Below are 21,394 nucleotides of genomic sequence, written 5' to 3'. Positions count from 1 at the left end.
GAAAACGTGTGAAAGTTACCCTGATCAAGCCGACGATCGGCCGCCGCGAGCATAGCCTGTATGTCGACGAAGGGCGTATGGAGCCTCTGATGCTGGGCGTGCTCGCTGGCCTGACGCCGCCGGATATCGAGGTTGTTCTGTACGATGACCGGATGGAGGCGATTCCTTACGATGAGCCAACCGATCTTGTCGCCATCACTGTCGAAACCTATACCGCACGGCGGGCATACGAGATTGCCGCAGAATTCCGGTTGCGGGGTGTGCCGGTTATTCTGGGCGGAATGCATGTTGCGCTTTTGCCGGAAGAGGCAGCCATGCACGCCGATAGTATTTTTGTCGGTGATGCCGAAACGGGTTGGCTACAGGTGCTTGCCGATGCCCGCACCCAGCGGTTGCGGCGGCGCTACGACGGTGCGCCCGGCATTGCACAATCCGGCAATGTTCGTCCGCGGCGCGATCTGTACGCCGGCAAAGGCTATCTGCCGATTACCTTGATGCAGTTCTCGCGCGGATGCCGCTTTGCGTGCAGCTTTTGTGCAGTGAGTCAGTATTTCGGCAAAAAGCACTACCTGCGCCGGATTGATGAAGTTGTGGCTGAGATCGAGAGCCAGCCGCGCCATTTCATTTTTTTTGTCGATGACAACATTGCCTCGGATCGTATGGCGCTTAAAGAGCTGTGCCATGCGCTCATCCCGCTGTGCGTGCATTGGATCAGCCAAGCCAGCCTCGATGTGACGCAGGATCGGGAGTTGATGCGGCTCATGGAACGAAGCGGTTGCTGGGGGCATGTCATGGGCTTTGAGTCGATTAGCCCTGGAAGTTTGCGGGATGCACGCAAGTCGCCGAATATCCGGGGGTTTTCGCATTACGCGCAGGAGATTGCCGTTTTGCGCGACCACGGCATGCAAACATGGGCGGCATTTACGCTGGGCTACGACCACGATACGCCCGCCAGTATCCGCGCAACGGTGGACTTTGCGCTACACAATAAATTTACCTTCGCTGCTTATAATATTTTGATGCCCTATCCGGGGACGCCGCTTTATCGCAAGCTGGCGCAGGAAAACCGGCTGCTCTATGACGGCCGGTGGTGGTTACATCCAGAATACCGATTCAACCATGCGGCCTTTCGCCCGGCGCGCATGTCGCCCGATGAACTCACGAAGGCTTGTCACGCTGCGCGCACGCGTTATAACAGCCTGGGGGGTATGGTCTGGCGATTTTCGGACTGGCAAACCAGTTTCCGCTCTTTGGGAAGGGTTTTATCGTATTGGCGTTACTCGTTATTGTTCCGCAAGGAAGTGTATAAGAAGCACGGTATGAAATTCGGACTGCGATGATTTCTGCAATTCGGCTTTATCAATATATTGCGCCGCTTATTTTGACGCCTGCATCATGGTATTTATGGTGGCATGAGTACGATAATTTGCAGCAGACGCTGGCAGCGTGGCTGACGCCTATCTTGTGGGCATACATCGTGCCGGCCGTTGGTACCAACGTGTGTCAGGTGTGGGAATTTGATGTCCGCTGGAAACTGGGGCGTTTTCGACCTCATCATGGTTTTGTTTTCGGCAGCGCTACGGCGATGATCGCCTGGCTTGTGCATGGACGACCGGTGGATGGCTTTGCCGACGCGCTGCGTTATGCACTGGTTCTCTGTTCTGTGCTCGGCTTCTGGAACCTGCTGTACGAGGTTAAAGCCCTGCGTATTGGGATGCTCAAGGTGTACAACGAGCCTTGGGCTGCGGGGCGGGGCGAGGAGGCCATCGCTTTTGATTATGCCCCTTGGTTTTTTGGCGGGTTTGGCGCCGTTTATGGCTTATCGATCGGGATGCTGGAGTGGTTCGTTCATCATTTCGGAGTTCCGGCTGCGATGTTGGGCTTTATGTATATCGCCGCCAGTCTCGTGTTGTGTATCGCTATTCCCGTACTCGGCTTTATCCGGCATTCAATGCGCCGTTATGGGCATGCCGGTATCCGTCCAGTCAACAAAAATAACCCGGAGAAAGAAGATTCATCATGGCCGGTCTCTTAAATACCGCTATTCTGGCGCTTTCGCTCGCGGCGCTGTGGCTTTGCCAGTGGGCAGCCAGTCACCTTTCAGTAGGTTATGCGCTGTTAGCCGTTTGGGTATTTAGTCTTGTTGCCAATACGCCGTTTGCCATTATGCATGAGGCCGTCCACGGCGTGGCTAGCCGGAATCGGCGCTGGAACGAGCTGCTTGGCCTTGTCGCCGGTTGGGCGTTTCCTACCTCTTTTTCCATGCAGCGTGTGGCGCATGAAGGGCATCACTGCCGAAATCGCACGGATTTCGATCTGTATGACTACTATCTTCCCGGTCAGTCGAAACGGGTGCGCAATCTCTGGCTGTATCTGGGTAATTTGTTCGGGCTGTACTGGTGGTCGGTCGTCTTCGGCAATCTGGTTTATCTGCTGGCGCCTAGCCTTTACCGTTCGCGCTTTTTTACTGAGCGCCTGTCACCCGCGCTTGGCTTTGGGCCTTATGTCGCCGATCTGGCAAAACTGCCGCCTTTGCGGGTATGGGTGGAAATTGCGTTGGCCTTTATGTATCAGGCCGGAATGATCTATTGCCTGGATCTCAAAATGGCAAGTGTTATTGCTTGTTACTGGGCGTTTGCTTTGCACTGGTCTGCGCTTCAGTATGTTGATCACGCTTGGAGTGCTCGCGATATTCGTAACGGCGCATGGAATCTTAAGGTGTTGCCGCCATTTCGCTGGATCGCGCTGAACTACCATTACCATCAGGCGCACCATCAGCATCCTGAGGCGCCTTGGTTCGATCTGCCGAAATTCGTTGATCCCGCTGCGCTACAGCCTTCGTTTTGGCGCATTTATCTGAGTCTATGGAAGGGCGTGCGCCCGGCACCGCCTATGGGCGCACCTGCTGACCTAGATTTTCTTTTTCCGGCGGCCGATCAACCAGCCAATGATGGCGCCCATTAGCAGACCGCCGGCGAGACCGCATAACGCGGCCTTCCCAAGCGCCCGTTCGGCTTCGCCCAGAATCGGGTTGTCCAGAAAATTCGTACCAATGTGGATACCGCGGACTCTCCAGCGACCATCGTCTTCTTTAGCCATTGTGGCTGTCCAGCGTGTGTGCATCTCGTAAGGACGACCGTCGCGGAGAATATATTTCTCGACGCCGCTGCCAACGACAAGCCCCCACGATTTATCAGCGGAAAGCTCGGTTAGTGCGTCTGCTGTAAAACGGATTTCCAGTTTCGAGAGATATCCCTTCTCGCCGAACCATTTGGTGAAATAGCGGGAAACGTCGGGCCGGCTACTCAGAAACTCCTGATTGATGGGGGTCGCCCGAATATGTTCGCTCAATACAGGCAACATTTCGTCGTAGTTTCCCGAGTTAATGGCCGATTCGACAACCTTGAGCGTTTGCCTCAGCTCATGGTGAATCTCTTCATCCGTTGCCTCTGTAGCATAGGCAGTGTAAGCCGAAAAAATGAAGATCAGGCCAAGCAGTAACTTTCCAACGATATTGTTTTTAGACATTTCTTTCCTTTACGTGACAATGCATCAACAGCGCTAATGCCAGTCCGGACAATACATCAAGAAAATGGTGCTGGTGAATAAAAAGCGTAGAAGCCATGATCGCGATGAGCCAGCAAAAAAGCAAGATACATATCGACCGACCGATTTGTTGCGAGGCAATGGCAAGGATAATGGCTGCGGAATAGACTACATGCAGAGAAGGAACGAGGTTGTAGGGGCGGTCGATGGAAAACAGCGCCTCAAAAATTGGGCGATAAAGAGGATCCGACGGCACGATGCGCGGAAAGCCCAAACGGGCAGGGAAAGCCAGAAAAATAAATCCAGCAATGCATGTTGCCCAAATGAGTGCCCTTGCCAAACGCTCCATGGCCTTAGGTGGCAGGAAAAATGGGGGGAGCAAGAACAGGACGTACATCGAGAGGTAGAGCCAGATAAATTCTGGCATAAAAGGTATGTTAAGTTCCCATGCAAAAAAGAGCTCGTGTTGGTAGTCACGATATCCGGCCAGCCAGTTTGTGAATGGATAAATACAAAAAAACGCCAGACCGATACGACTGCCCAAGATGAAAAAAACGATGGTGCGTGTTCTGGAAAGTGGCCGAGAAGATACGTTGAAAAGAAACGGAAGAGAAATCTCGGATACCGGGCTCGTTTCATTTTTTCCGCAGAGTGGGGCTGGGGAGCCCTGGTTTGCGGGAGGAGGGGCGGCATGCATATCAATAAGATCAGGCATTCACTTGAAAAAATCAACTCCTGCCCTTACTATTAGCACTCGGCAGCGTTGAGTGCTAACAACGCATGCATGTATCCTTTCGGCGACTTTATGGGCGCCGAAAAAGTCAGTCTTTACATAGTGTTAAAACATAGGAGACAAGAGTATGAAGATTCGTCCTTTGCATGATCGCGTGATCGTTAAGCGTCTGGAGGAAGAACGCAAGACCGCTTCCGGCATCGTAATCCCCGACAATGCCGCCGAGAAGCCGGATCAGGGCCAGATTCTGGCTGTCGGCCCTGGTAAGCGCGATGAAAACGGCAAACCCGTGGCGTTGGACGTCAAGGTAGGCGACCGTGTGCTGTTTGGTAAATATGCCGGTCAAACCGTCAAAGTTGATGGCGAAGAACTGCTCGTTATGCGTGAAGAAGACATTATGGGCGTTGTCGAAGCCTGAGTCCTTCTCCGGTTAGATGTCCCTTAGTCTCTACTGATTACTTGATTTAAGGAGTTTTTCATGGCAGCAAAAGACGTTAAGTTTGGTGATTCCGCCCGTTCCCGCATGGTTGAAGGCGTCAATATTCTGGCCGATGCCGTCAAGGTGACGCTGGGGCCGAAAGGACGCAATGTCGTTCTTGAACGCTCGTATGGCTCGCCAACCGTGACCAAGGATGGCGTTTCCGTCGCCAAGGAAATTGAACTAAAGGATAAGTTCGCCAATATGGGTGCGCAAATGGTCAAGGAGGTTGCCTCCAAGACTTCCGATATTGCCGGTGACGGCACGACGACGGCGACGGTGCTGGCGCAGTCGGTGGTCCGTGAAGGGATGAAATACGTGGCGGCCGGTATGAATCCGATGGATCTTAAGCGCGGTATCGATAAAGCGGTCGCAACGATCGTCGAAGAGCTGAAAAAACTTTCCAAACCGTGCAAGACTTCCAAAGAAATCGCCCAGGTTGGCTCGATTTCGGCCAACTCGGATGCCGATGTCGGCAAGATCATCGCCGATGCAATGGACAAGGTTGGCAAGGAAGGTGTGATTACTGTTGAAGATGGCAAGTCGCTGAATAACGAGCTGGATGTTGTTGAAGGCATGCAGTTCGACCGCGGCTATTTGTCGCCGTACTTCATCAACAATCCAGATAAGCAAGTTGCCATTCTGGACAATCCTTATGTCCTGCTGTTCGATAAAAAAATCTCAAATATCCGCGATTTGCTGCCGGTTCTTGAGCAGGTTGCCAAGGCAGGCCGTCCTCTGCTGATCATTGCCGAAGATGTTGAGGGTGAAGCGCTGGCGACACTGGTTGTTAACAATATACGCGGCATCCTTAAGACTTGTGCTGTCAAGGCGCCCGGCTTTGGCGATCGCCGCAAGGCCATGCTCGAAGATATCGCCATTCTGACGGGAGGCCAAGTGATCGCCGAGGAAGTTGGCCTGACGCTGGAAAAAGCCACGCTCAACGAGTTGGGGCAGGCTAAGCGCGTTGAAATCGCCAAGGAAAATACGACCATTATCGATGGCGCGGGTGTTGCTGCTAACATTGAAGCCCGCGTCAAGCAGATTCGTACGCAAATCGAGGAAGCAACCTCCGATTACGATAAGGAAAAACTGCAAGAGCGTGTTGCCAAACTGGCGGGCGGTGTGGCGCTGATCAAGGTTGGCGCGGCGACCGAAGTTGAAATGAAAGAGAAGAAGGCTCGTGTCGAAGATGCGCTGCATGCGACGCGCGCTGCGGTGGAAGAAGGTATTGTCGCGGGTGGCGGTGTTGCCCTATTGCGTGCCCGGTCGGCAATTGGCGGAAAACTCAAGGGGAATAACGCCGATCAGGACGCCGGTATCAAGATCGTGCTGCGCGCCATCGAACAGCCGTTGCGTGAAATCGTTGCCAATGCAGGCGATGAACCTTCCGTCGTGGTCAATGCCGTCATCAACGGTAAGGACAACTATGGTTACAACGCGGCCACAGGCGAGTACGGCGATATGGTTGAAATGGGCGTGCTTGACCCGACCAAGGTGACTCGCACCGCATTGCAAAACGCCGCTTCCATTGCCGGCCTGATGCTGACCACTGACTGCATGGTGGCTGAGCTGGCTGAAGATAAGCCGGCTGCTGGCGGCATGCCGGGAGGCATGGGCGGTATGGGAGGCATGGGCGGTATGGACATGATGTAAGAGATTCATCCTGCCTCTGGTTTATTACCAGAAACGGAATGCTTCGATCGAACCCCGTGCGGTTATTCCGCGCGGGGTTTTTATTTGGTTCGTATCCAGGGTGTTATCGGCGCATATCGTGCATTAACGTGGTTTATCCGACATGGGTCGAAAGCGGTACCAAGCATGTTCCGGTGATTTTTATGTGGTGGCATTGTTTTTTCCTCACGGCGCGCCTAACATATCTCCTGACGCCCCGGGGCTGTTGCAATGTTGCACAGGCAGTTACAGTGGCGTGCCGTTAGTAGTGTTGTCTTCTGGTGTAACCTGCCATTTGTTTGTGGCCGTTCTGAACATCAACCAATAATAGGAGTTTAATGATGCTGACCGAGGAAGAAATTACCCAAGCCCGCGCGACGCTTGATGAACTCAAAGTAGAACATCGAGACCTCAACTTGATCATTGAACATCTCGCCGCCACACCTTTACCAGATCAGGATCAGCTTCTGGTGCATCGTCTCAAGAAGCGCAAACTCATGCTCAAGGATAAGATTTATCAGCTTGAACGTTCGCTGCCCTGAGCCTTACTCTCTTTCTGTGCCTGAAAGGGCAAGTCGGACACAGAATACACGTTGTTCCTCTATTGATGTACAAGTCTGGCAGAGGCGTGTATCTATGCAATAGGTGAATGGCGGAGTGTCCGTATAGCTCAGGGCAGAACGGGTTGGTATCGTGCTCATTGCCAAGTAGCACACACAGGCGATGCACATAGAATCGATGGCATACGCTTTCCCAACAAGACGGTGAAATCTAGGCTACGCAATATGGTGCGTACGACGGGCGCGGTCGGCAAGTAACGTTATCGGGAAAGCGAAGGCCTTCGACAATATCGGTCGGTAAGCTGCGACTGATAGCAGGGCATCCTGTTTCTATTAAATCGAATTCCCTTGTTCGGAGAACTGGAGAAGGAGGAATCCACATGGAAAACCCAAGCATTCTCTCTCACGTTTCATTGGGTTCAAATCGTTTCAGCGAGGCCTTAGCGTTTTATGACCGGGTTTTGGCAACGCTTGGCATTGGCCGCATATTGGATTTAAGCGAACATCAGGCGGTTGCTTATGGCCGTATCTATCCGGAGTTCTGGATACAGGCGCCTTTTGATGGCCAACCTGCACAAAGCGCCAATGGTGTGCATATTGCATTTTTGGCGAAAGACCGTGAACAAGTTCATGCCTTCTACGAAGCGGCTCTTGCTGCAGGCGGTAAGGATGATGGTGCCCCGGGGCCGCGACCGCATTATAGCGAGCCGTACTATGGCTGTTTTGTCCGTGATCTCGACGGCCACAAAATTGAGGCGATGGCCTGGCTGGAGCCGGATAAATAAATCAAGGCATGGCGTTTGCCATGCCGAGAAATCTGGTAATCCCCTTCGTTTAAGTTTTCTGAAATTTCCGGAAGTTTCTAGACCTTCAGTCAGAAACTTCCGGCGGCCTCATTGAGGCGATCGCATTCATCTTTATTTTGTGTGTCTCGATACCGGGCGCGTTGGATAAAAAGTGCCCATAGACAGGATCAATGTCGCATGACGGCGATGTAGGGTTGGCAGCAGTCTTATCATCTGAACACATCAGTCGCATGTAATCAGTATGTCTCGACCGCAACTTGTCAGCATCGACTAACACATATCCAGTATCACGAAAACGCTCTATGGCTTGCGCGGTAATACCCGATTTGCCAGCACCCGGCCGGCCTCCTGTAATGATGGCACAGGGCGCATCTTGCGCCTTGCTCTTGGGTAGGTAATATGATGCTATGGTTACATAGATTGCTTCGTGCTGTTCTTCTGAGAGTTTGTAATCAAGATTCATGCTGCTACACGATTGCGCTCGTAGTAGTCCTTCACAATGGGACAATATTCATCGAGGACACGCTGAATACCTCTCCTGTCATCAAGACGCAGGTCATCTAATTCATTGTTAAGCTGGATGAATTCAGCTTCCAGCTGGGCAATCTTTGCCACATCCGGCTGCGCTTTACCTTTTTCTTGATAGATAGCCTCGGTACGAATGCCCATCATAAATCCGATTGTTTCTTGCGCAATTTCATAATCGTTCAGCTGGTCTTGAACCGTTACATTCTCCTCATGCATGACTGTATCTCCGTTTTTGGGTTGATTTGATTACAATTTACCATTTTCGCAGCTGCTGGATAGCAATTTCTGCTGTGTGTAAGGCTCGCACCACAGCATCATCCAAGTTGCGTAGCCGATAGAATGAATGGGCAGAGAGGGGCAGAGAGGGGCAGAGAGGCTTTTAAGCCCAGTGTGACGCTTTAAATTAGCGCGCGTCCTACATACCAGCATAGTGCCGAGATTAGGGCGCTACAGGGAATCGTCAATATCCACGCCCAGACGATGGTGCCGGCGACGCCCCAGCGCACGGCGGAAAGCCGCCGGGTGGCGCCGACGCCCACGATAGCGCCGGTAATGGTGTGTGTCGTCGAGACGGGGATCCCTAGCCAGGTGGCAAAGAAGAGGGTAACTGCTCCCCCTGTCTGGGCACAAAAGCCGCCGACGGGACGCAGTTTGGTAATTTTCTGCCCCATGAGTTTAACGATCCGCCAGCCGCCAACCACTGTCCCCAAACCGATCACTGCGTGGCAGGCAATGACGACCCATAGCGGTGGCATGCTGGCATGCAGATCGGTCATGCCGGCCGCAATCAGCAGCATCCAGATGATCCCGATCGTTTTTTGAGCGTCGTTGCCGCCGTGACCGAGCGCATACGCTGAGGCTGAGATCAGTTGCAGGCGACGTGACCAGATGTCGACACGGCGTGGTGGTGTTCTGCGAAACAACCAGGATATTAGGATCATCATCATCGACCCGAGCAGCACGCCGAGCAGGGGGGAAATAAAGATGAATGCGATTGTCTTGATGATGCCGCCTGAAATTAGCGCCGCAGGCCCGGCCTTGACCAGTGCGGGTCCGATCAGGCCGCCGATCAGGGCATGTGACGAAGAAGACGGAATTCCGTAATACCAAGTGATCACATTCCATGCGATGGCGCCGGCCAATGCACCGAAAATAACGTAATGGTCGATGATTGTAGCCTCGATCGTGCCCTTGCCGACGGTTGCGGCGACTTTGAGATCGAAGACGAAAATGGCGATTGCATTGCACGTTGCAGCTAGAACAACCGCCGTATGCGGCTTGAGCACGCGTGTTGAAACCACCGTGGCAATCGCGTTGGCCGCATCATGAAATCCATTCATGAAATCGAAGGCCAAAGCCATAAAGAGCAACAGTGCCAGGACGCCCAGACTGATGTTCAGATGTTCCATCGACGATGCCCGTCAGGAGTTTTCGAGAACGATACCCTCGATGATGATCGCCGTTTCCTCACAACGATCGGTGATCACTTCCAGCAATTCATAAATGGCCTTGAACTTGATCAGCTCGCGCACATCCGGTTCATCACGGAACAGGCGCGAAATGGCGCCACGCATGATCTGATCCGCTTGATATTCCAGCCCGTCGATCTTATTGCAGAAGGCGAGAATCTCGCTGGCATTATCCATTGAGCGGAGCAGGAATACCGCCTGCTTCAGATATTCGGTACAGCCGACGATCAGCTCGCTCAGCCGAATGGCCTCTTCCGGAACGTGGCGGATGTTGTAAAGCGAAATGGTGTGTGCGCTGTCCTGAATCAGATCGAGAATGCCGTCGAAGCCAGTACTCAACTGGTGAATTTCTTCCCGGTCAAGCGGTGTGATGAACGATTTGTGCAATTGCTGCAGCGTTTCGGCCTTAATCTTGTCGCCGCGTTCTTCAGAGGCATCGACTAGAGCGCGCTGGCTATCTGCTTGCGTCGTCGAATGGTTGAACGTGTTCAGCATGTTCAGCAGGGCATGGCTACCCTGCACCATCTGTTCGGCGTGCGCATCAAACAGATCGAAGAATTTCCCTTCTTGGGGCATGAGTCGCGAGAACATGGTGAGAAGGGGGATGGTTGAGAGATGGCGCTCATTCTATCATCTCGCCAGGTGCCAAATGATTTGCCCGGAGGGGGGCCTGCGCATGCGGTTTTGACGGGCATGGCCGCAAATGCCCAATCCACGCGGGCTAGCGGGCAGCGCAAGTCCAGGCCAGTCAAGGCTTTCAGCGGGGCGCGCTCCCACGCTCCCTTATATTTATCCTTTCGGCAACATCTGACCAATTCGCCTGTCTGCCCGTTATCCGGAACCGGCTTCTGTGCGGCTGGCCGCCGCCGTTTTCGCACATTTTTCACCGCAGCTTCATCGTTTTTTCGCCGGCCGGTCGTTGGTCTAGTCGTTGGTTTTTATTTCCGGCGGTCAAAGGCAGGCGTCGGGCGACAAACACCGGCAGCGCGCTTCAGTCCATGTCCGGCCCGCGATCGAACTTGATGCCCTTGCCGATGGCGTAGAATTGGCCGCCTGCCACGTAATGCAAGGTGCGCAGTTCATCGGGAGCGGTGTCGAAAAGCCAATGGCCGTGGCTGAAAATGCGGTCATCCGCCCAAGCGCCTAAAACTTTGCCGATGAGTAGGTCGTAAGTCTGCTGGTTATGCGGTTCCGTGATGAGCTGGCAGATGATCCATGCTGCGCAGTCCTTGATCAGCGGGACATCAAAACCGTCCTGGTAAAAACGGCCGACATCCCGCATTTTGTCTGGGTTTTCATGCCGGCTTTCTCCCATATCCAGCACCAGCTCCGCCTGGCGAACGGTAGGGATTTGTACGGCGAAATAGCCGCTTTTCTCGATCAGGCCGCGGGTGTAAGCCGTGCTGGCAACCACGATGGAGACCTTGTCGAAGTCCAAAGCGCAGGCCCACGCCACCGACATTGCGTTTTCTACGCCGTTATGCTTGGCGGAAACCAAGGTCACGGGGCCGTGATTCATCAGGCGATAAAACTTGGCAAGAGGAACAGACTGAATGGCCATGAGCGGTTCCTTTATATGTGATGTTGAATGGCGATAGCGATGACTGAAGTATTTCAGGCGATGTATTTTAAGGCGTCGTTTCCATGTGGCAAAGCCTGCAAAAGGGGCGGAAAAAGCCGGCTGTGCATCGATTAACCAGGCCGTTACAGCCAAGAATATCGAGTGCAATGTTGCCTGCGCGGAAGGGAGATGTAATGCCCGAATGATGCCCTCGTTTGAAATTCGGCATTGTCGGCTGATGCGGCGTAATGCCTGTTGGCATCAGGCGTTGGCGGAAATCATTGGCCTTGAGCGGTATGTTACAATCGCGCGCCTAGGCCAGACTTCAATAAGGCAAATGACTGGAGTTGAAGGCGTCAGGCAGGTGTTTTGTGCGGTTTTCCGTGAGTATCCCGTGGAACGGACTAAAAAATAACCGCTTCGGCTGTTAACTCCAGGATTCTTGCCAAACACGCCGTATTTTTCAGAATTTTTCTCCTGCATTTTTCTACTATTTTTTCGAGATTTTTGAGGATTTTCAATGGAAACGAACGCAACCGATACGAATGCGAACGCCGAGAATGCCGCCGCCCATGCTGACAACGCCGCACCGGCGGCACCCAGTGCGCTGGAGCGCCGTCTGGACCTTTCCCTTGCGGCGGCTGATCTCGAAAAAGATATCGAACAGCGTCTGCGCAAGATCGGCAAGACGGTCAAAATGCCCGGCTTTCGCCCGGGTAAAGTGCCAGCCAGCGTCATCCGTCGGCAGTATGGACAGGAAGCGTATTACGAAGCGCTGAATGCGGCGCTGGACAAGGCGTTCGGCGAGGCTGTCCGGGCGCAGAACCTGCGCGTAGCGGGCAATCCGCGCATCGAAGCCAAACAGGATAAAGCGCCGGAGGCAAAAAAGGCGGCTACGGCACAAGACAGTGCGCAGGATGGTGCGCTGCCGCCCCTTGAATTTACGGCGATTTTCGAGGTGTATCCGGATATTGTCCTGGGCGATCTGGCGGATATCGAAATTGAGCGTCCCACACTGGAAGTCGGTCCGGCCGAACTGGATCGCACCTTGGAAGTGCTGCGCAAACAGCGCGTACGCTATGAGCCGGTTGAGCGCGCTGCCGCCAAGGGAGATCGCGTAATCATCGACTTCTTCGGTAAAAAGGACGGCGAAGCCTTCCAGGGCGGTGAGGCGAAGGGCTTTCCGTTCGTGCTGGGCGAGGGCGCCATGCTGGCCGATTTCGAGGCGGCCGTGGAGGGGCTGAAGGCAGGCGAATCGAAGTCCTTTGAAATGACGTTCCCCGCCGATTATCAGGCGCCCGATCTGGCCGGCAAGGCGGTGACTTTCGAGGTGTCCGTCAAGGAGGTGGGGCAGGCCATCCTGCCCGATATTGATGGCGAATTTGCCAAGGCGCTCGGCATCGGTAACGGCGACGTGGACAAAATGCGTGCTGAAATCGAAGGCAACCTCAAGCGTGAGGTCAAGAAACGCTTGCAGAGCCGGGTCAAGGATCAGGTGATGGAAGCGCTGCTCAAGGTCAATCCGGTTGAAACGCCGAAGGCGCTGATCGAGATGGAAATTAACCATCTGGCGGAAAATGCCCGCCAGGAAATGACGCAACGCGGCGGCGCCAGAATGAAGGACTTTCCGATTCAGCGCGAATGGTTCGCCGATCAGGCCAAACGTCGTGTGACGCTCGGTCTGATTCTTTCCGAAGCGGTCAAGACGCATGCGCTGCAACCCAAGCCAGATCAAATCAAAGCGATCGTTGAGGATGTGGCGCAGAGTTACGAGCATCCGCAAGACGTGGTGCGCTGGTACTACGCCAACCCGCAGCGCCTGGCGGAAATCGAGGGCATCGCCATCGAGGATAATGTGGTCAATTGGGTGCTCTCGCAGGTTAAGGTTGTTGACAAACCCATTGTTTTCGACGAACTGATGGGCGCGCGCCCGTTCTAGGCGGCGTTGTGCAAACAGGTAGGGGAAGAGGGTATGAGTCTTGATTCTTTCACCGCCGCCGGGCATTTCGATCCGCAGGCGCTCGGCATGGTGCCGATGGTTATCGAGCAGAGCGGGCGCGGCGAGCGCGCCTATGATATTTATTCGCGCCTGCTCAAGGAACGGGTCATTTTCCTGGTCGGACCGGTCAATGACGTGAGCGCCAATTTGGTGGTTGCCCAGTTGTTGTTTCTCGAAGCCGAAAATCCAGACAAGGATATTTATTTCTACATTAACTCGCCGGGTGGCTCAGTATCTGCCGGCATGTCGATCTACGACACTATGCAATTCGTCAAGCCCGACGTGTCGACGCTGTGTATGGGACAGGCGGCCTCGATGGGCGCATTTTTGCTATGCGCTGGCGCCAAAGGCAAGCGTTTTGCTCTGCCCAATTCGCGGGTCATGATCCATCAACCAATGGGCGGTTTTCAGGGGCAGGCCTCGGATATTGCCATCCATGCCAAGGAAATCCTCTCCTTGCGTGCCAAGCTCAATGCCATCATGGCGCAGCATACGGGTCAGCCGATCGAGCGCATTGAGCGGGATACGGATCGGGATAACTTCCTCTCTGCGCAGGAAGCGGCGGAATATGGCCTGATCGATAAGGTGCTTGAAAAACGCGGTGCAGCCTAAACATGGTTTATTTTATTGAGCAGTTCAATGGCGGGTTTTGGGGTTGTCGATGGTAGAAAAACAAGGCGGTAGCGAAAAACTCTTGTACTGTTCCTTTTGCGGTAAGAGCCAGCATGAGGTGAAAAAACTGATTGCCGGCGAATCGGTGTTCATCTGTGATGAATGCATCAATTTGTGCAACGACATCATTCGTGACGAAGCCGAGGATGAACAGGACAACGCCAAGGCTGCGCGTAAGGATTTGCCGACGCCCAAAGAAATCAAGGCATTGCTCGATCAGTATGTGATTGGGCAGGAAACCGCCAAGCGCAGTCTTTCCGTCGCGGTGTACAACCATTACAAACGCTTGCGCCATCGCGGCAAGCTGGATAACGACGTTGAGCTGGCCAAGAGCAATATTCTGCTCATCGGCCCGACGGGTTCCGGCAAGACGCTATTGGCGCAGACGATGGCGCGCATGCTGGATGTGCCGTTCGTCATGGCCGACGCAACGACGCTTACCGAGGCCGGCTATGTCGGCGAAGACGTCGAAAATATCATCCAGAAGCTGTTGCAAAATTGTGACTACGACATTGAGAAAGCGCAACGCGGTATCGTCTATATCGATGAGATCGACAAGATTTCTCGCAAATCCGACAATCCGTCGATTACCCGCGATGTATCGGGCGAGGGCGTACAGCAGGCATTGCTCAAGCTGATCGAAGGGACGATTGCTTCGGTGCCGCCGCAGGGGGGGCGTAAGCACCCGGGGCAGGATTTCGTGCGGGTCGATACATCCAATATCCTGTTTGTCTGTGGTGGCGCTTTCGATGGCTTGGAAAAAATCATCCGTGCCCGTTCCGAAAAAGGAGGAATGGGATTCGGCGCCGAGGTCAAGAGCAAGGAAGACAAAAAGGCCATTGGCGAAATCCTGCGTACTGTCGAGCCGGAAGACCTTGTTAAGTTTGGCCTGATTCCCGAATTGATCGGCCGCTTACCTGTCGTCGCCACGCTGGAAGAATTATCCAATGACGCGTTAGTGCAGATTTTGACGGAGCCGAAAAATGCGTTGGTCAAACAGTATCAAAAACTGTTTGCCATGGAGGGCGTCGAGCTTGAAATCCGCCCGGCGGCGATGGCGGCCGTTGCCAGGCGCGCGCTTGAACGCAAGACCGGCGCGCGCGGACTGCGTTCGATCCTGGAGTCGGCGTTGCTCGATACCATGTATGAATTGCCCGGGATGGGGAATGTAGTCAAGGTTGTGGTCGACGAGGCCATGATTGATACGGATACCAAACCGATCCTGATTTACGCTGATTCTCCCAAAACCTCCAGCGCCAGCTGAATATAAATTGCCTTAAACGTAGTGACGGCAGGTAGGGCTTGCCTGCCGTCAGCGAGGCGTGTCCGCGCCGACTGAACGCGATTGAAATACGGCGGAACGCCCTCATCTGGCGTTGTGATCGCCATTTCTGGAGTATGACTGATGTCTTCTGCTACGAATTTTCTGCTTTCCAACACGCCGACCGAATTGCCGTTGTTGCCTTTGCGCGATGTCGTTGTTTTTCCGCATATGGTAATTCCGCTTTTTGTCGGTCGTCCCAAGTCGATCAAGTCGCTGGAAGCGGCGATGGAGGCCGGCAAGGGCATCATGCTGGTTGCCCAAAAATCGGCGGGCAAAGATGAGCCGGAGGCGGAGGATCTTTACGAAATCGGGTGTGTCGCCAATATTCTGCAAATGCTCAAGCTGCCTGACGGTACGGTCAAGGTGCTGGTCGAGGGAACGCAACGAGGGCGTATTACCTCAATCTCAACGCGGGATGACATGTTCGTTGCCCTCGTGCAGCCCGTGCTGCCGGGGCAGGGCGTCGAGCACGAGGTCGAAGCGCTGCGCCGTGCCGTCATTGCCCAGTTTGACCAGTACGTTAAGCTCAACAAAAAGATCCCGCCGGAAATCCTGGGATCGGTCGCCAATATTGATGAAGCCGGACGTCTGGCCGACACCATTGCCGCCCACTTGCCGCTCAAACTCGAACAGAAACAGGAAGTGCTCGAACTGTTCGACGTTCGCGCTCGCATCGAACGCCTACTTTCTCAGCTTGAAGCGGAAATCGATATTCTCCAGGTTGAAAAACGCATTCGCGGTCGCGTTAAACGCCAGATGGAAAAGAGCCAACGCGAGTATTACCTCAATGAGCAGGTTAAAGCCATCCAGAAAGAGCTGGGTGAAGGTGAAGAAGGTAATGATATTGAGGAGCTGGAGAAAAAGGCCAAAGATGCTGGCATGAGCAAGGAGGGCATGGCCAAAGTTCAGGCAGAACTGAAAAAACTGCGGCTGATGTCGCCGATGTCGGCTGAGGCGTCGGTCGTGCGCAACTTCATCGAAACGCTGATCGGCCTGCCGTGGCGCAAAAAAACGCGCATTAGTAAGGATCTGGCTGCCGCCGGCAAGGTGCTCGATAAAGATCACTGGGGATTGGAAAAGGTCAAGGAACGGATCATCGAATATCTGGCCGTGCAGCAACGCGTCGATCGACTCAAAGCGCCGATTCTCTGCCTCGTTGGGCCGCCTGGCGTCGGTAAAACCTCACTCGGCCAGTCGATTGCCAGTGCTACCTGCCGCAAGTTTGTGCGCATGAGCCTGGGTGGCGTGCGCGATGAAGCCGAAATTCGTGGCCATCGCCGCACTTATATTGGCTCCATGCCAGGCAAGATTCTGCAGAATATGACTAAAGTCGGCGTCAAAAATCCGCTTTTCCTGCTCGATGAAGTCGATAAGATGGGGCAGGATTTCCGAGGTGATCCATCATCCGCATTACTCGAAGTACTTGATCCCGAGCAGAATTCAACCTTCGTCGATCATTACGCTGAAGTTGAGTACGATCTGTCGGAAGTCATGTTCGTCGCAACGGCGAATACGCTGAATATTCCGGCGCCGCTGCTCGATCGCATGGAGGTTATTCGCCTATCGGGTTACACCGAAGATGAAAAGATCAATATTGCCCAGCGTTATTTACTGCCCAAGCAGATGAAAGCCAACGGCCTGAAAAAGACCGAGCTGACGGTCGCTGAAGCGGCGTTGCGGGATATCGTCCGTTATTACACGCGTGAAGCGGGCGTGCGTGCACTGGAACGTGAAATTTCAAAAATCTGTCGCAAGGTAGTCAAAACGTTACTGCTCAGAAAAAACCAGAAACGCATCGCCGTATCCGCGCGTAATCTCGATAAATTTCTCGGTGTGCGTCGCTATACCTTCGGTGTGGCGGAGCGTGAAAACCAGATCGGCCAGGTGACCGGACTGGCGTGGACGGAAGTGGGCGGCGAGTTGCTGACCATTGAGTCGGTCGTTTTGCCAGGCAAGGGAAAGACGACGATGACAGGCTCGCTGGGCGATGTTATGAAGGAGTCGGTAGAAGCCGCGCGTTCTGTGGTGCGCGCCCGTGCCCAGCGTCTTGGAATCTCGGATGATGTATTTGAAAAACGCGACATCCATATCCATGTACCCGAAGGTGCAACGCCTAAGGATGGGCCGTCGGCAGGAATTGCCATGACGACCGCGATGGTGTCTTCACTGACCGGTATTCCAGTGCGTTGCGACGTGGCGATGACCGGTGAAATTACGCTGCGCGGTGAAGTGTTGCCGATTGGCGGCCTCAAGGAAAAATTGCTGGCGGCGGTGCGCGGTGGCCTGGCGCGGGTGCTGATTCCGGAAGAAAACGTACGCGATTTGGCCGAGATGCCCGATACGATCAAGAATCGGCTTGAAATTATTCCGGTCAGATGGATCGACAAGGTGCTCGAACTGGCGCTGGCGCAAGTACCGACTCCTTTGCCGGAAACAAAGGTGGTTGCGGCCGTTCCGGAAAATAGCGACACATCATCGACTGCGCCATCGGTTGTCACGCACTGATTGGAATCCGCCGCTACCCACGGTGGCGGCAGAGGGCTCCCTTACAATCCATTGGCTCCTTACGAGTGGCTGAATGAGCGCTGTGCTCATGTGCTCAGTGAATTCGTTTGCGCTGGAAAAAGGGTAGTCGCAGATGGGACAAGAAGTCTGTGGCAAATACAGAACGGCGAGCCAATGCTGTTGGCGACGATAAAGAATGGATAGTGATTTTCCCGCCGGATAAGCATATGCTATCGGCACAGATCTTGACAGCGCTGACCTCATGTTGTCAGATGCGCCACTACGCGTATGACTGATGCCGGTTTCCCGTAATGTGTGGTGCCTGTCTGTACTCATGCACCCGACGGACTTTACCTGGCCGGATATGTTTTTGCTGATGCTAGGCCGGAATCAGGCCATGACGCCACCTTTTTCCTCAACGACTGCAAAGGAGGTCATTATGAATAAGGCCGAGCTGATCGACCGGATCGCCGCATCCGCTGAGATTTCTAAGGCTGCCGCGGGGCGTGCGCTTGATGCGACGATCACGACCGTCAAAGCCTCTCTCAAAAAAGGCGGTTCTGTTTCACTCGTTGGTTTTGGGACTTTCTACGTCGGCAAACGCGCCGCCCGTGTCGGACGTAACCCGCAAACCGGTGCAACACTGAAAATCAAAGCGGCCAAGGTGCCGAAGTTCCGTGCTGGAAAAGGGCTAAAAGATGCAGTAAACTAAGCGCTTTGCGTTCTGGCGCATAGCGGGTGCTTAGCTCAGTTGGTAGAGCGCTAGCCTTACAAGCTGGATGTCGGCGGTTCGAACCCGTCAGCACCCACCATTCAGGCGAGAGATGGCAAAACTCCCTCTGCTGTAAAATTGGCGCTTTGCCTGATCTGCTCTCTGGAGTGGTAGTTCAGTTGGTTAGAATACCGGCCTGTCACGCCGGGGGTCGCGGGTTCGAGTCCCGTCCACTCCGCCAGTTTTCAAAGGCGAACGTGAGTTCGCCTTTTCTTTTTTGATTCGTATTTTTGTCGTTTGAGTTAGGCACACTACCATGTTCGATGCCGTCAGAAATAATCAGAAGATCGTACAAGTTTTTCTGGCCCTGATTACGCTGCCTTTTGCCTTTTTTGGCATCGAAGCGTATGTCCGAAATTCGGGCGCGGGGGATGATGTCGCCCGCGTCGGCGATACAAAAATTACCGCACATGAATTTGAGCTGGCGATGCGCGAACGTCAGGATCAACTGCGCCGGTCGATGGGCGAATCGTTCAGGCCGGAGATGCTTAATTCTTTGGATGCCCGCATGAGTGTGCTCAACTCGCTGATCGACCGGCGGCTTCTATTGCTTGATTCGAGTCAGAACCGCATGGTGGTCAGCAACGCTGCGCTCGTAAACGAAATCAACAAGATTCCGGCTTTGCAGGATAACGGCAAGTTTTCGCTGGAAAGATACAACCGTCTGCTCAATGCTCAAGGGATGTCGAAACCGCAGTTCGAGGCAATGTACCGCCAGGATCTGACGATTCAGCAACTGATGGATGCCGTTAGCGAGACGGCTTTCGTATCGCAGGCGCAGGCCGATGCGCTGCTCGATATTCAGCTGGGCGGGCGGCAGTACGCGGAACATCATATTGCCCCCGGACAATTTACTGCGCAGGTCAAACTTGCTGCTGACGCAGCCGAAAAATATTACAACGACAATAAAGCGCAATTCGAGACGCCCGAGCAGGTTAAAGCGGAGTTTCTGGTGCTCTCGCCGGACGCATTGGCAGCGCAGGCAGCCATTAGCGAGGCGGAAGTCAAGGCCGCCTATGAAGCCGGCAAGGATCGCTACCAGCAAGCGGAAGAGCGGCGTGCCAGCCATATTTTGATTACCGCCAAAAATGACGGCGAAAAAGCGGCCGCCAGAAAAAAGGCTGAAGAATTGCTCAAGGAAGTCCGCAAAACGCCCGCCAAGTTCGCCGACCTGGCTAAGCAGCACTCACAAGATCCAGGTTCGGCGGGGAATGGTGGCGATCTGGGTTATTTTGGCCGCGACGCGATGGTCAAACCCTTTGAAGACGCGGTTTTCAGCCTTAAAAACGGTGAGATTTCCGATGTGGTCGAATCGGATTTTGGCTATCACATCATCAAACTGACAGGCATCAAGCCGGCCAAGCTGCTGCCGTTGGAGAGCGTGCGCGCCGACATTGAGAAAGACCTCCGGCAGCAGGCGGCGCTGCAAAAATTTGCCGAATCTGCAGAAAGCTTCAGCAACATGGTTTATGAACAGCCGGACAGCTTGCAGGCGGCGGCCGAGGGCTTCAAGCTCCAACCGCAGCAGAGTGGCTGGATTGCCCGGAACGCGACGCCGCAGGAGGCGGCAGCGCTCGGCCTCTTGGGTAACGAAAAGGTGCGGGCTGCATTGTTTTCGGACGATGCCATCAAGAACAAGCGCAACATTGAGGCAGTCGAAGTTGCGCCGAATACTTTGCTCGCGGCGCGGGTGATCGAACACAAGGCCGCTGCGCTCAAACCCTTCGAGTCTGTCAAAAGTGAAATCGAAAAACTGCTGACCGCGCGCGAGGCGGGAAGACTGGCCGAGGAGTCGGGCAAAGCGCATCTGGCCGCCTTGCAGAAAGGCGAGGCCGACAAGGTGAGCTGGTCGCCGCTAAAAACAGCGACCCGGATGCAGCGCGGTGACTTGCCTGCAGAAGCGGTACGCCCATTGTTCCAGGCCGAAACGGAAAAACTCCCCGCCTACGTGGGGGTCAATGTGCGCGGCGGTTATTCGCTTTACAAGCTTGTCAAGCTCGTTCCACCGGAGAAGCTGGATGAAACGCGGCGCAAGGCACTGGAGCGCCAATACGCGGGCATTCTGGCGCAGGAGGATCTTTCCGCGTATATCAACGCGCTGCGCGCCCGCTACAAGATTGACATCAACAAATCGCTGCTGGAAAGCCGGGAGCGCTGAACCCGAACCGAATCCCAAATCCCAAATTCCAATTCCAATCCGCTTTTCTACACTTTTGGCGGAATAAGCGATGAAACGATGGAAATGGCTGACTCTGGTCAGTGTGTGATTGTGTCGCGGCAGGTTTCACAGCTCGTCATTCCGCATGGAGTGTAACGGGCAAAGTGTGCCGTGAATGGGGGCGAAAATACTGTGAATGCCGCGTGTTCAGGCGTAACGGACGCCGGATTGGGCGGCCTGGTTTGGCCATCGGTCATGGCTCAGGCAAATAGGCAGTTTGCATTTGCACCAGATGACATGGCCGGACGGGCAGGTCCTTGCCCCCTGGACTGCTGATCCATGCCGCTGCTCATCGCTGCCTCAATGCAGCCTCAAGAAAGATGCTTGCGTCAGGCAGCAAGCCGCCCGGATTTTCCCGATAAAACGACTTGTCGGCGTTCTGGGCGCCAGTATCCAACCGCGCTTATTGCCGCTGTCCCCGTTATCCATGCGGTAGATGGGAAAATGGATGCACTGTGGCCGAGACTGTGATGGGGATCCGGCCGGCATAACGCCTGGAATGCCGCGAAGGCGCCGGAAACGGTGCGCAGCGAGCTGAAAAAGAAAGAA

Annotated in this window: 20 protein-coding genes and 2 tRNA genes; 15 read left to right on the top strand and 7 right to left on the bottom strand. The window is 54.2% G+C overall.

The window, feature by feature from the left end:
• Positions 1 to 8 precede the first annotated feature (8 nt).
• From ABCS64_RS08160 to ABCS64_RS08150, 3 genes are read left to right on the top strand one after another with little or no spacing between them, the layout of a single operon-like run.
• Complete coding sequence (locus ABCS64_RS08160) at positions 9 to 1,340, top strand: B12-binding domain-containing radical SAM protein (RefSeq protein ID WP_418891361.1); 1,332 nt, start codon at positions 9 to 11, stop codon at positions 1,338 to 1,340.
• A complete protein-coding gene (locus ABCS64_RS08155; protein WP_418891360.1) occupies positions 1,337 to 2,035 on the top strand; it encodes a hypothetical protein in 699 nt (232 codons plus the stop codon). Before ABCS64_RS08160 ends, ABCS64_RS08155 begins: the two co-directional genes overlap by 4 nt.
• On the top strand, positions 2,020 to 2,964 hold the full coding sequence (locus ABCS64_RS08150) for a fatty acid desaturase (RefSeq protein ID WP_418891359.1): 945 nt from the start codon (positions 2,020 to 2,022) through the stop codon (positions 2,962 to 2,964). The genes ABCS64_RS08155 and ABCS64_RS08150 overlap by 16 nt, the downstream gene beginning before the upstream one ends.
• Here ABCS64_RS08150 and ABCS64_RS08145 read toward each other — a convergent pair.
• Together ABCS64_RS08145 and ABCS64_RS08140 are read right to left on the bottom strand one after the other, a co-directional pair.
• The gene (locus tag ABCS64_RS08145; protein WP_418891358.1) at positions 2,911 to 3,528 is read right to left on the bottom strand and encodes a YybH family protein; all 618 of its coding nucleotides are present in this window, start codon (positions 3,526 to 3,528) and stop codon (positions 2,911 to 2,913) included. The genes ABCS64_RS08150 and ABCS64_RS08145 overlap by 54 nt on opposite strands.
• Positions 3,521 to 4,261, bottom strand: coding sequence for a phosphatase PAP2 family protein (locus ABCS64_RS08140; RefSeq protein ID WP_418891357.1), 741 nt, complete (start codon positions 4,259 to 4,261; stop codon positions 3,521 to 3,523). The genes ABCS64_RS08145 and ABCS64_RS08140 overlap by 8 nt, the downstream gene beginning before the upstream one ends.
• A 145-nt stretch (positions 4,262 to 4,406) precedes the next feature.
• Here ABCS64_RS08140 and groES point away from each other — a divergent pair, with 145 nt between their 5' ends.
• From groES to ABCS64_RS08120, 4 genes are all read left to right on the top strand, one after another.
• Positions 4,407 to 4,697, top strand: coding sequence for a co-chaperone GroES (gene groES / locus ABCS64_RS08135; RefSeq protein WP_418891356.1), 291 nt, complete (start codon positions 4,407 to 4,409; stop codon positions 4,695 to 4,697).
• 60 nt (positions 4,698 to 4,757) lie between these two features.
• Positions 4,758 to 6,413 (top strand): chaperonin GroEL, encoded by a 1,656-nt coding sequence (gene groL, locus ABCS64_RS08130; protein ID WP_418891355.1) that lies wholly within the window; start codon positions 4,758 to 4,760, stop codon positions 6,411 to 6,413.
• Between the two features lie 356 nt (positions 6,414 to 6,769).
• On the top strand, positions 6,770 to 6,973 hold the full coding sequence (locus ABCS64_RS08125) for a YdcH family protein (protein WP_418891354.1): 204 nt from the start codon (positions 6,770 to 6,772) through the stop codon (positions 6,971 to 6,973).
• A 398-nt stretch (positions 6,974 to 7,371) separates the two neighbouring features.
• Positions 7,372 to 7,776, top strand: a complete 405-nt coding sequence (locus ABCS64_RS08120) for a VOC family protein (protein ID WP_418891353.1) — start codon at positions 7,372 to 7,374, stop codon at positions 7,774 to 7,776.
• 85 nt (positions 7,777 to 7,861) lie between these two features.
• On the opposite strand, the gene ABCS64_RS08115 is transcribed toward ABCS64_RS08120, so the two are convergent.
• The 5 genes from ABCS64_RS08115 to ABCS64_RS08095 all read right to left on the bottom strand — a co-directional run bounded on the left by ABCS64_RS08115 (position 7,862) and on the right by ABCS64_RS08095 (position 11,355).
• On the bottom strand, positions 7,862 to 8,260 hold the full coding sequence (locus ABCS64_RS08115; RefSeq protein WP_418891352.1) for a zeta toxin family protein: 399 nt from the start codon (positions 8,258 to 8,260) through the stop codon (positions 7,862 to 7,864).
• Positions 8,257 to 8,541, bottom strand: coding sequence for a hypothetical protein (locus ABCS64_RS08110; protein ID WP_418891351.1), 285 nt, complete (start codon positions 8,539 to 8,541; stop codon positions 8,257 to 8,259). The genes ABCS64_RS08115 and ABCS64_RS08110 overlap by 4 nt, the downstream gene beginning before the upstream one ends.
• 182 nt (positions 8,542 to 8,723) lie before the next feature.
• Positions 8,724 to 9,734: an inorganic phosphate transporter gene (locus ABCS64_RS08105; protein WP_418891350.1), complete on the bottom strand. Its 1,011-nt coding sequence runs from the start codon at positions 9,732 to 9,734 to the stop codon at positions 8,724 to 8,726.
• Positions 9,735 to 9,746: 12 nt separating this feature from the next.
• Entirely contained in the window at positions 9,747 to 10,370 is a 624-nt protein-coding gene (locus ABCS64_RS08100) for a DUF47 domain-containing protein (protein ID WP_418891349.1), read from the bottom strand.
• 415 nt (positions 10,371 to 10,785) lie between these two features.
• A complete protein-coding gene (locus tag ABCS64_RS08095; RefSeq protein ID WP_418891348.1) occupies positions 10,786 to 11,355 on the bottom strand; it encodes a flavin reductase family protein in 570 nt (189 codons plus the stop codon).
• A 520-nt stretch (positions 11,356 to 11,875) separates the two neighbouring features.
• Between ABCS64_RS08095 and tig the strand changes: the two genes are divergently transcribed.
• The 8 genes from tig (at position 11,876) to ABCS64_RS08055 (ending at position 20,785) form a co-directional block, all read left to right on the top strand.
• Positions 11,876 to 13,294 carry a trigger factor gene (gene tig, locus ABCS64_RS08090; RefSeq protein WP_418891347.1) on the top strand — a complete coding sequence of 473 codons (1,419 nt, stop codon included), beginning with the start codon at positions 11,876 to 11,878 and terminating at the stop codon, positions 13,292 to 13,294.
• A gap of 33 nt (positions 13,295 to 13,327) precedes the next feature.
• Positions 13,328 to 13,966, top strand: a complete 639-nt coding sequence (gene clpP / locus ABCS64_RS08085) for an ATP-dependent Clp endopeptidase proteolytic subunit ClpP (protein ID WP_418891346.1) — start codon at positions 13,328 to 13,330, stop codon at positions 13,964 to 13,966.
• A gap of 49 nt (positions 13,967 to 14,015) precedes the next feature.
• Positions 14,016 to 15,290, top strand: coding sequence for an ATP-dependent Clp protease ATP-binding subunit ClpX (clpX, locus tag ABCS64_RS08080; protein WP_418891345.1), 1,275 nt, complete (start codon positions 14,016 to 14,018; stop codon positions 15,288 to 15,290).
• A 141-nt stretch (positions 15,291 to 15,431) separates the two neighbouring features.
• Positions 15,432 to 17,855 (top strand): endopeptidase La, encoded by a 2,424-nt coding sequence (gene lon / locus ABCS64_RS08075; protein WP_418891344.1) that lies wholly within the window; start codon positions 15,432 to 15,434, stop codon positions 17,853 to 17,855.
• 397 nt (positions 17,856 to 18,252) lie between these two features.
• Complete coding sequence (locus ABCS64_RS08070; protein WP_479686664.1) at positions 18,253 to 18,567, top strand: HU family DNA-binding protein; 315 nt, start codon at positions 18,253 to 18,255, stop codon at positions 18,565 to 18,567.
• A gap of 24 nt (positions 18,568 to 18,591) precedes the next feature.
• Positions 18,592 to 18,667 (top strand) — tRNA-Val (locus ABCS64_RS08065).
• Between the two features lie 64 nt (positions 18,668 to 18,731).
• Positions 18,732 to 18,808, top strand: a tRNA-Asp gene (locus ABCS64_RS08060).
• Positions 18,809 to 18,883: 75 nt separating this feature from the next.
• On the top strand, positions 18,884 to 20,785 hold the full coding sequence (locus tag ABCS64_RS08055) for a SurA N-terminal domain-containing protein (protein ID WP_418891343.1): 1,902 nt from the start codon (positions 18,884 to 18,886) through the stop codon (positions 20,783 to 20,785).
• The last annotated feature ends 609 nt before the right edge of the window (positions 20,786 to 21,394 follow it).

Source organism: Dentiradicibacter hellwigii, from assembly GCF_041770905.1.
Lineage (GTDB): Bacteria > Pseudomonadota > Gammaproteobacteria > Burkholderiales > Rhodocyclaceae > Propionivibrio > Propionivibrio hellwigii.
The sequence above is the reverse complement of the archived record's forward strand: the minus strand, read 5'-3'. Positions and strand labels throughout refer to the sequence as shown.

What these genes read in the sequence shown, in the direction of transcription:
- ABCS64_RS08070 (WP_479686664.1), top strand. Translation starts at nt 18,253, where the DNA reads ATGACGCCACCTTTTTCCTCAACGACTGCAAAGGAGGTCATTATGAAT.
- lon (WP_418891344.1), top strand. Translation starts at nt 15,432, where the DNA reads ATGTCTTCTGCTACGAATTTTCTGCTTTCCAACACGCCGACCGAATTG.
- groL (WP_418891355.1), top strand. Translation starts at nt 4,758, where the DNA reads ATGGCAGCAAAAGACGTTAAGTTTGGTGATTCCGCCCGTTCCCGCATG.
- ABCS64_RS08095 (WP_418891348.1), bottom strand. Translation starts at nt 11,355, where the DNA reads ATGGCCATTCAGTCTGTTCCTCTTGCCAAGTTTTATCGCCTGATGAAT.
- ABCS64_RS08115 (WP_418891352.1), bottom strand. Translation starts at nt 8,260, where the DNA reads ATGAATCTTGATTACAAACTCTCAGAAGAACAGCACGAAGCAATCTAT.
- ABCS64_RS08110 (WP_418891351.1), bottom strand. Translation starts at nt 8,541, where the DNA reads ATGCATGAGGAGAATGTAACGGTTCAAGACCAGCTGAACGATTATGAA.
- clpP (WP_418891346.1), top strand. Translation starts at nt 13,328, where the DNA reads ATGAGTCTTGATTCTTTCACCGCCGCCGGGCATTTCGATCCGCAGGCG.
- ABCS64_RS08145 (WP_418891358.1), bottom strand. Translation starts at nt 3,528, where the DNA reads ATGTCTAAAAACAATATCGTTGGAAAGTTACTGCTTGGCCTGATCTTC.
- ABCS64_RS08105 (WP_418891350.1), bottom strand. Translation starts at nt 9,734, where the DNA reads ATGGAACATCTGAACATCAGTCTGGGCGTCCTGGCACTGTTGCTCTTT.
- tig (WP_418891347.1), top strand. Translation starts at nt 11,876, where the DNA reads ATGGAAACGAACGCAACCGATACGAATGCGAACGCCGAGAATGCCGCC.
- ABCS64_RS08120 (WP_418891353.1), top strand. Translation starts at nt 7,372, where the DNA reads ATGGAAAACCCAAGCATTCTCTCTCACGTTTCATTGGGTTCAAATCGT.
- ABCS64_RS08140 (WP_418891357.1), bottom strand. Translation starts at nt 4,261, where the DNA reads ATGCCTGATCTTATTGATATGCATGCCGCCCCTCCTCCCGCAAACCAG.
- ABCS64_RS08150 (WP_418891359.1), top strand. Translation starts at nt 2,020, where the DNA reads ATGGCCGGTCTCTTAAATACCGCTATTCTGGCGCTTTCGCTCGCGGCG.
- ABCS64_RS08155 (WP_418891360.1), top strand. Translation starts at nt 1,337, where the DNA reads ATGATTTCTGCAATTCGGCTTTATCAATATATTGCGCCGCTTATTTTG.
- groES (WP_418891356.1), top strand. Translation starts at nt 4,407, where the DNA reads ATGAAGATTCGTCCTTTGCATGATCGCGTGATCGTTAAGCGTCTGGAG.
- clpX (WP_418891345.1), top strand. Translation starts at nt 14,016, where the DNA reads ATGGTAGAAAAACAAGGCGGTAGCGAAAAACTCTTGTACTGTTCCTTT.
- ABCS64_RS08100 (WP_418891349.1), bottom strand. Translation starts at nt 10,370, where the DNA reads ATGCCCCAAGAAGGGAAATTCTTCGATCTGTTTGATGCGCACGCCGAA.
- ABCS64_RS08125 (WP_418891354.1), top strand. Translation starts at nt 6,770, where the DNA reads ATGATGCTGACCGAGGAAGAAATTACCCAAGCCCGCGCGACGCTTGAT.
- ABCS64_RS08055 (WP_418891343.1), top strand. Translation starts at nt 18,884, where the DNA reads ATGTTCGATGCCGTCAGAAATAATCAGAAGATCGTACAAGTTTTTCTG.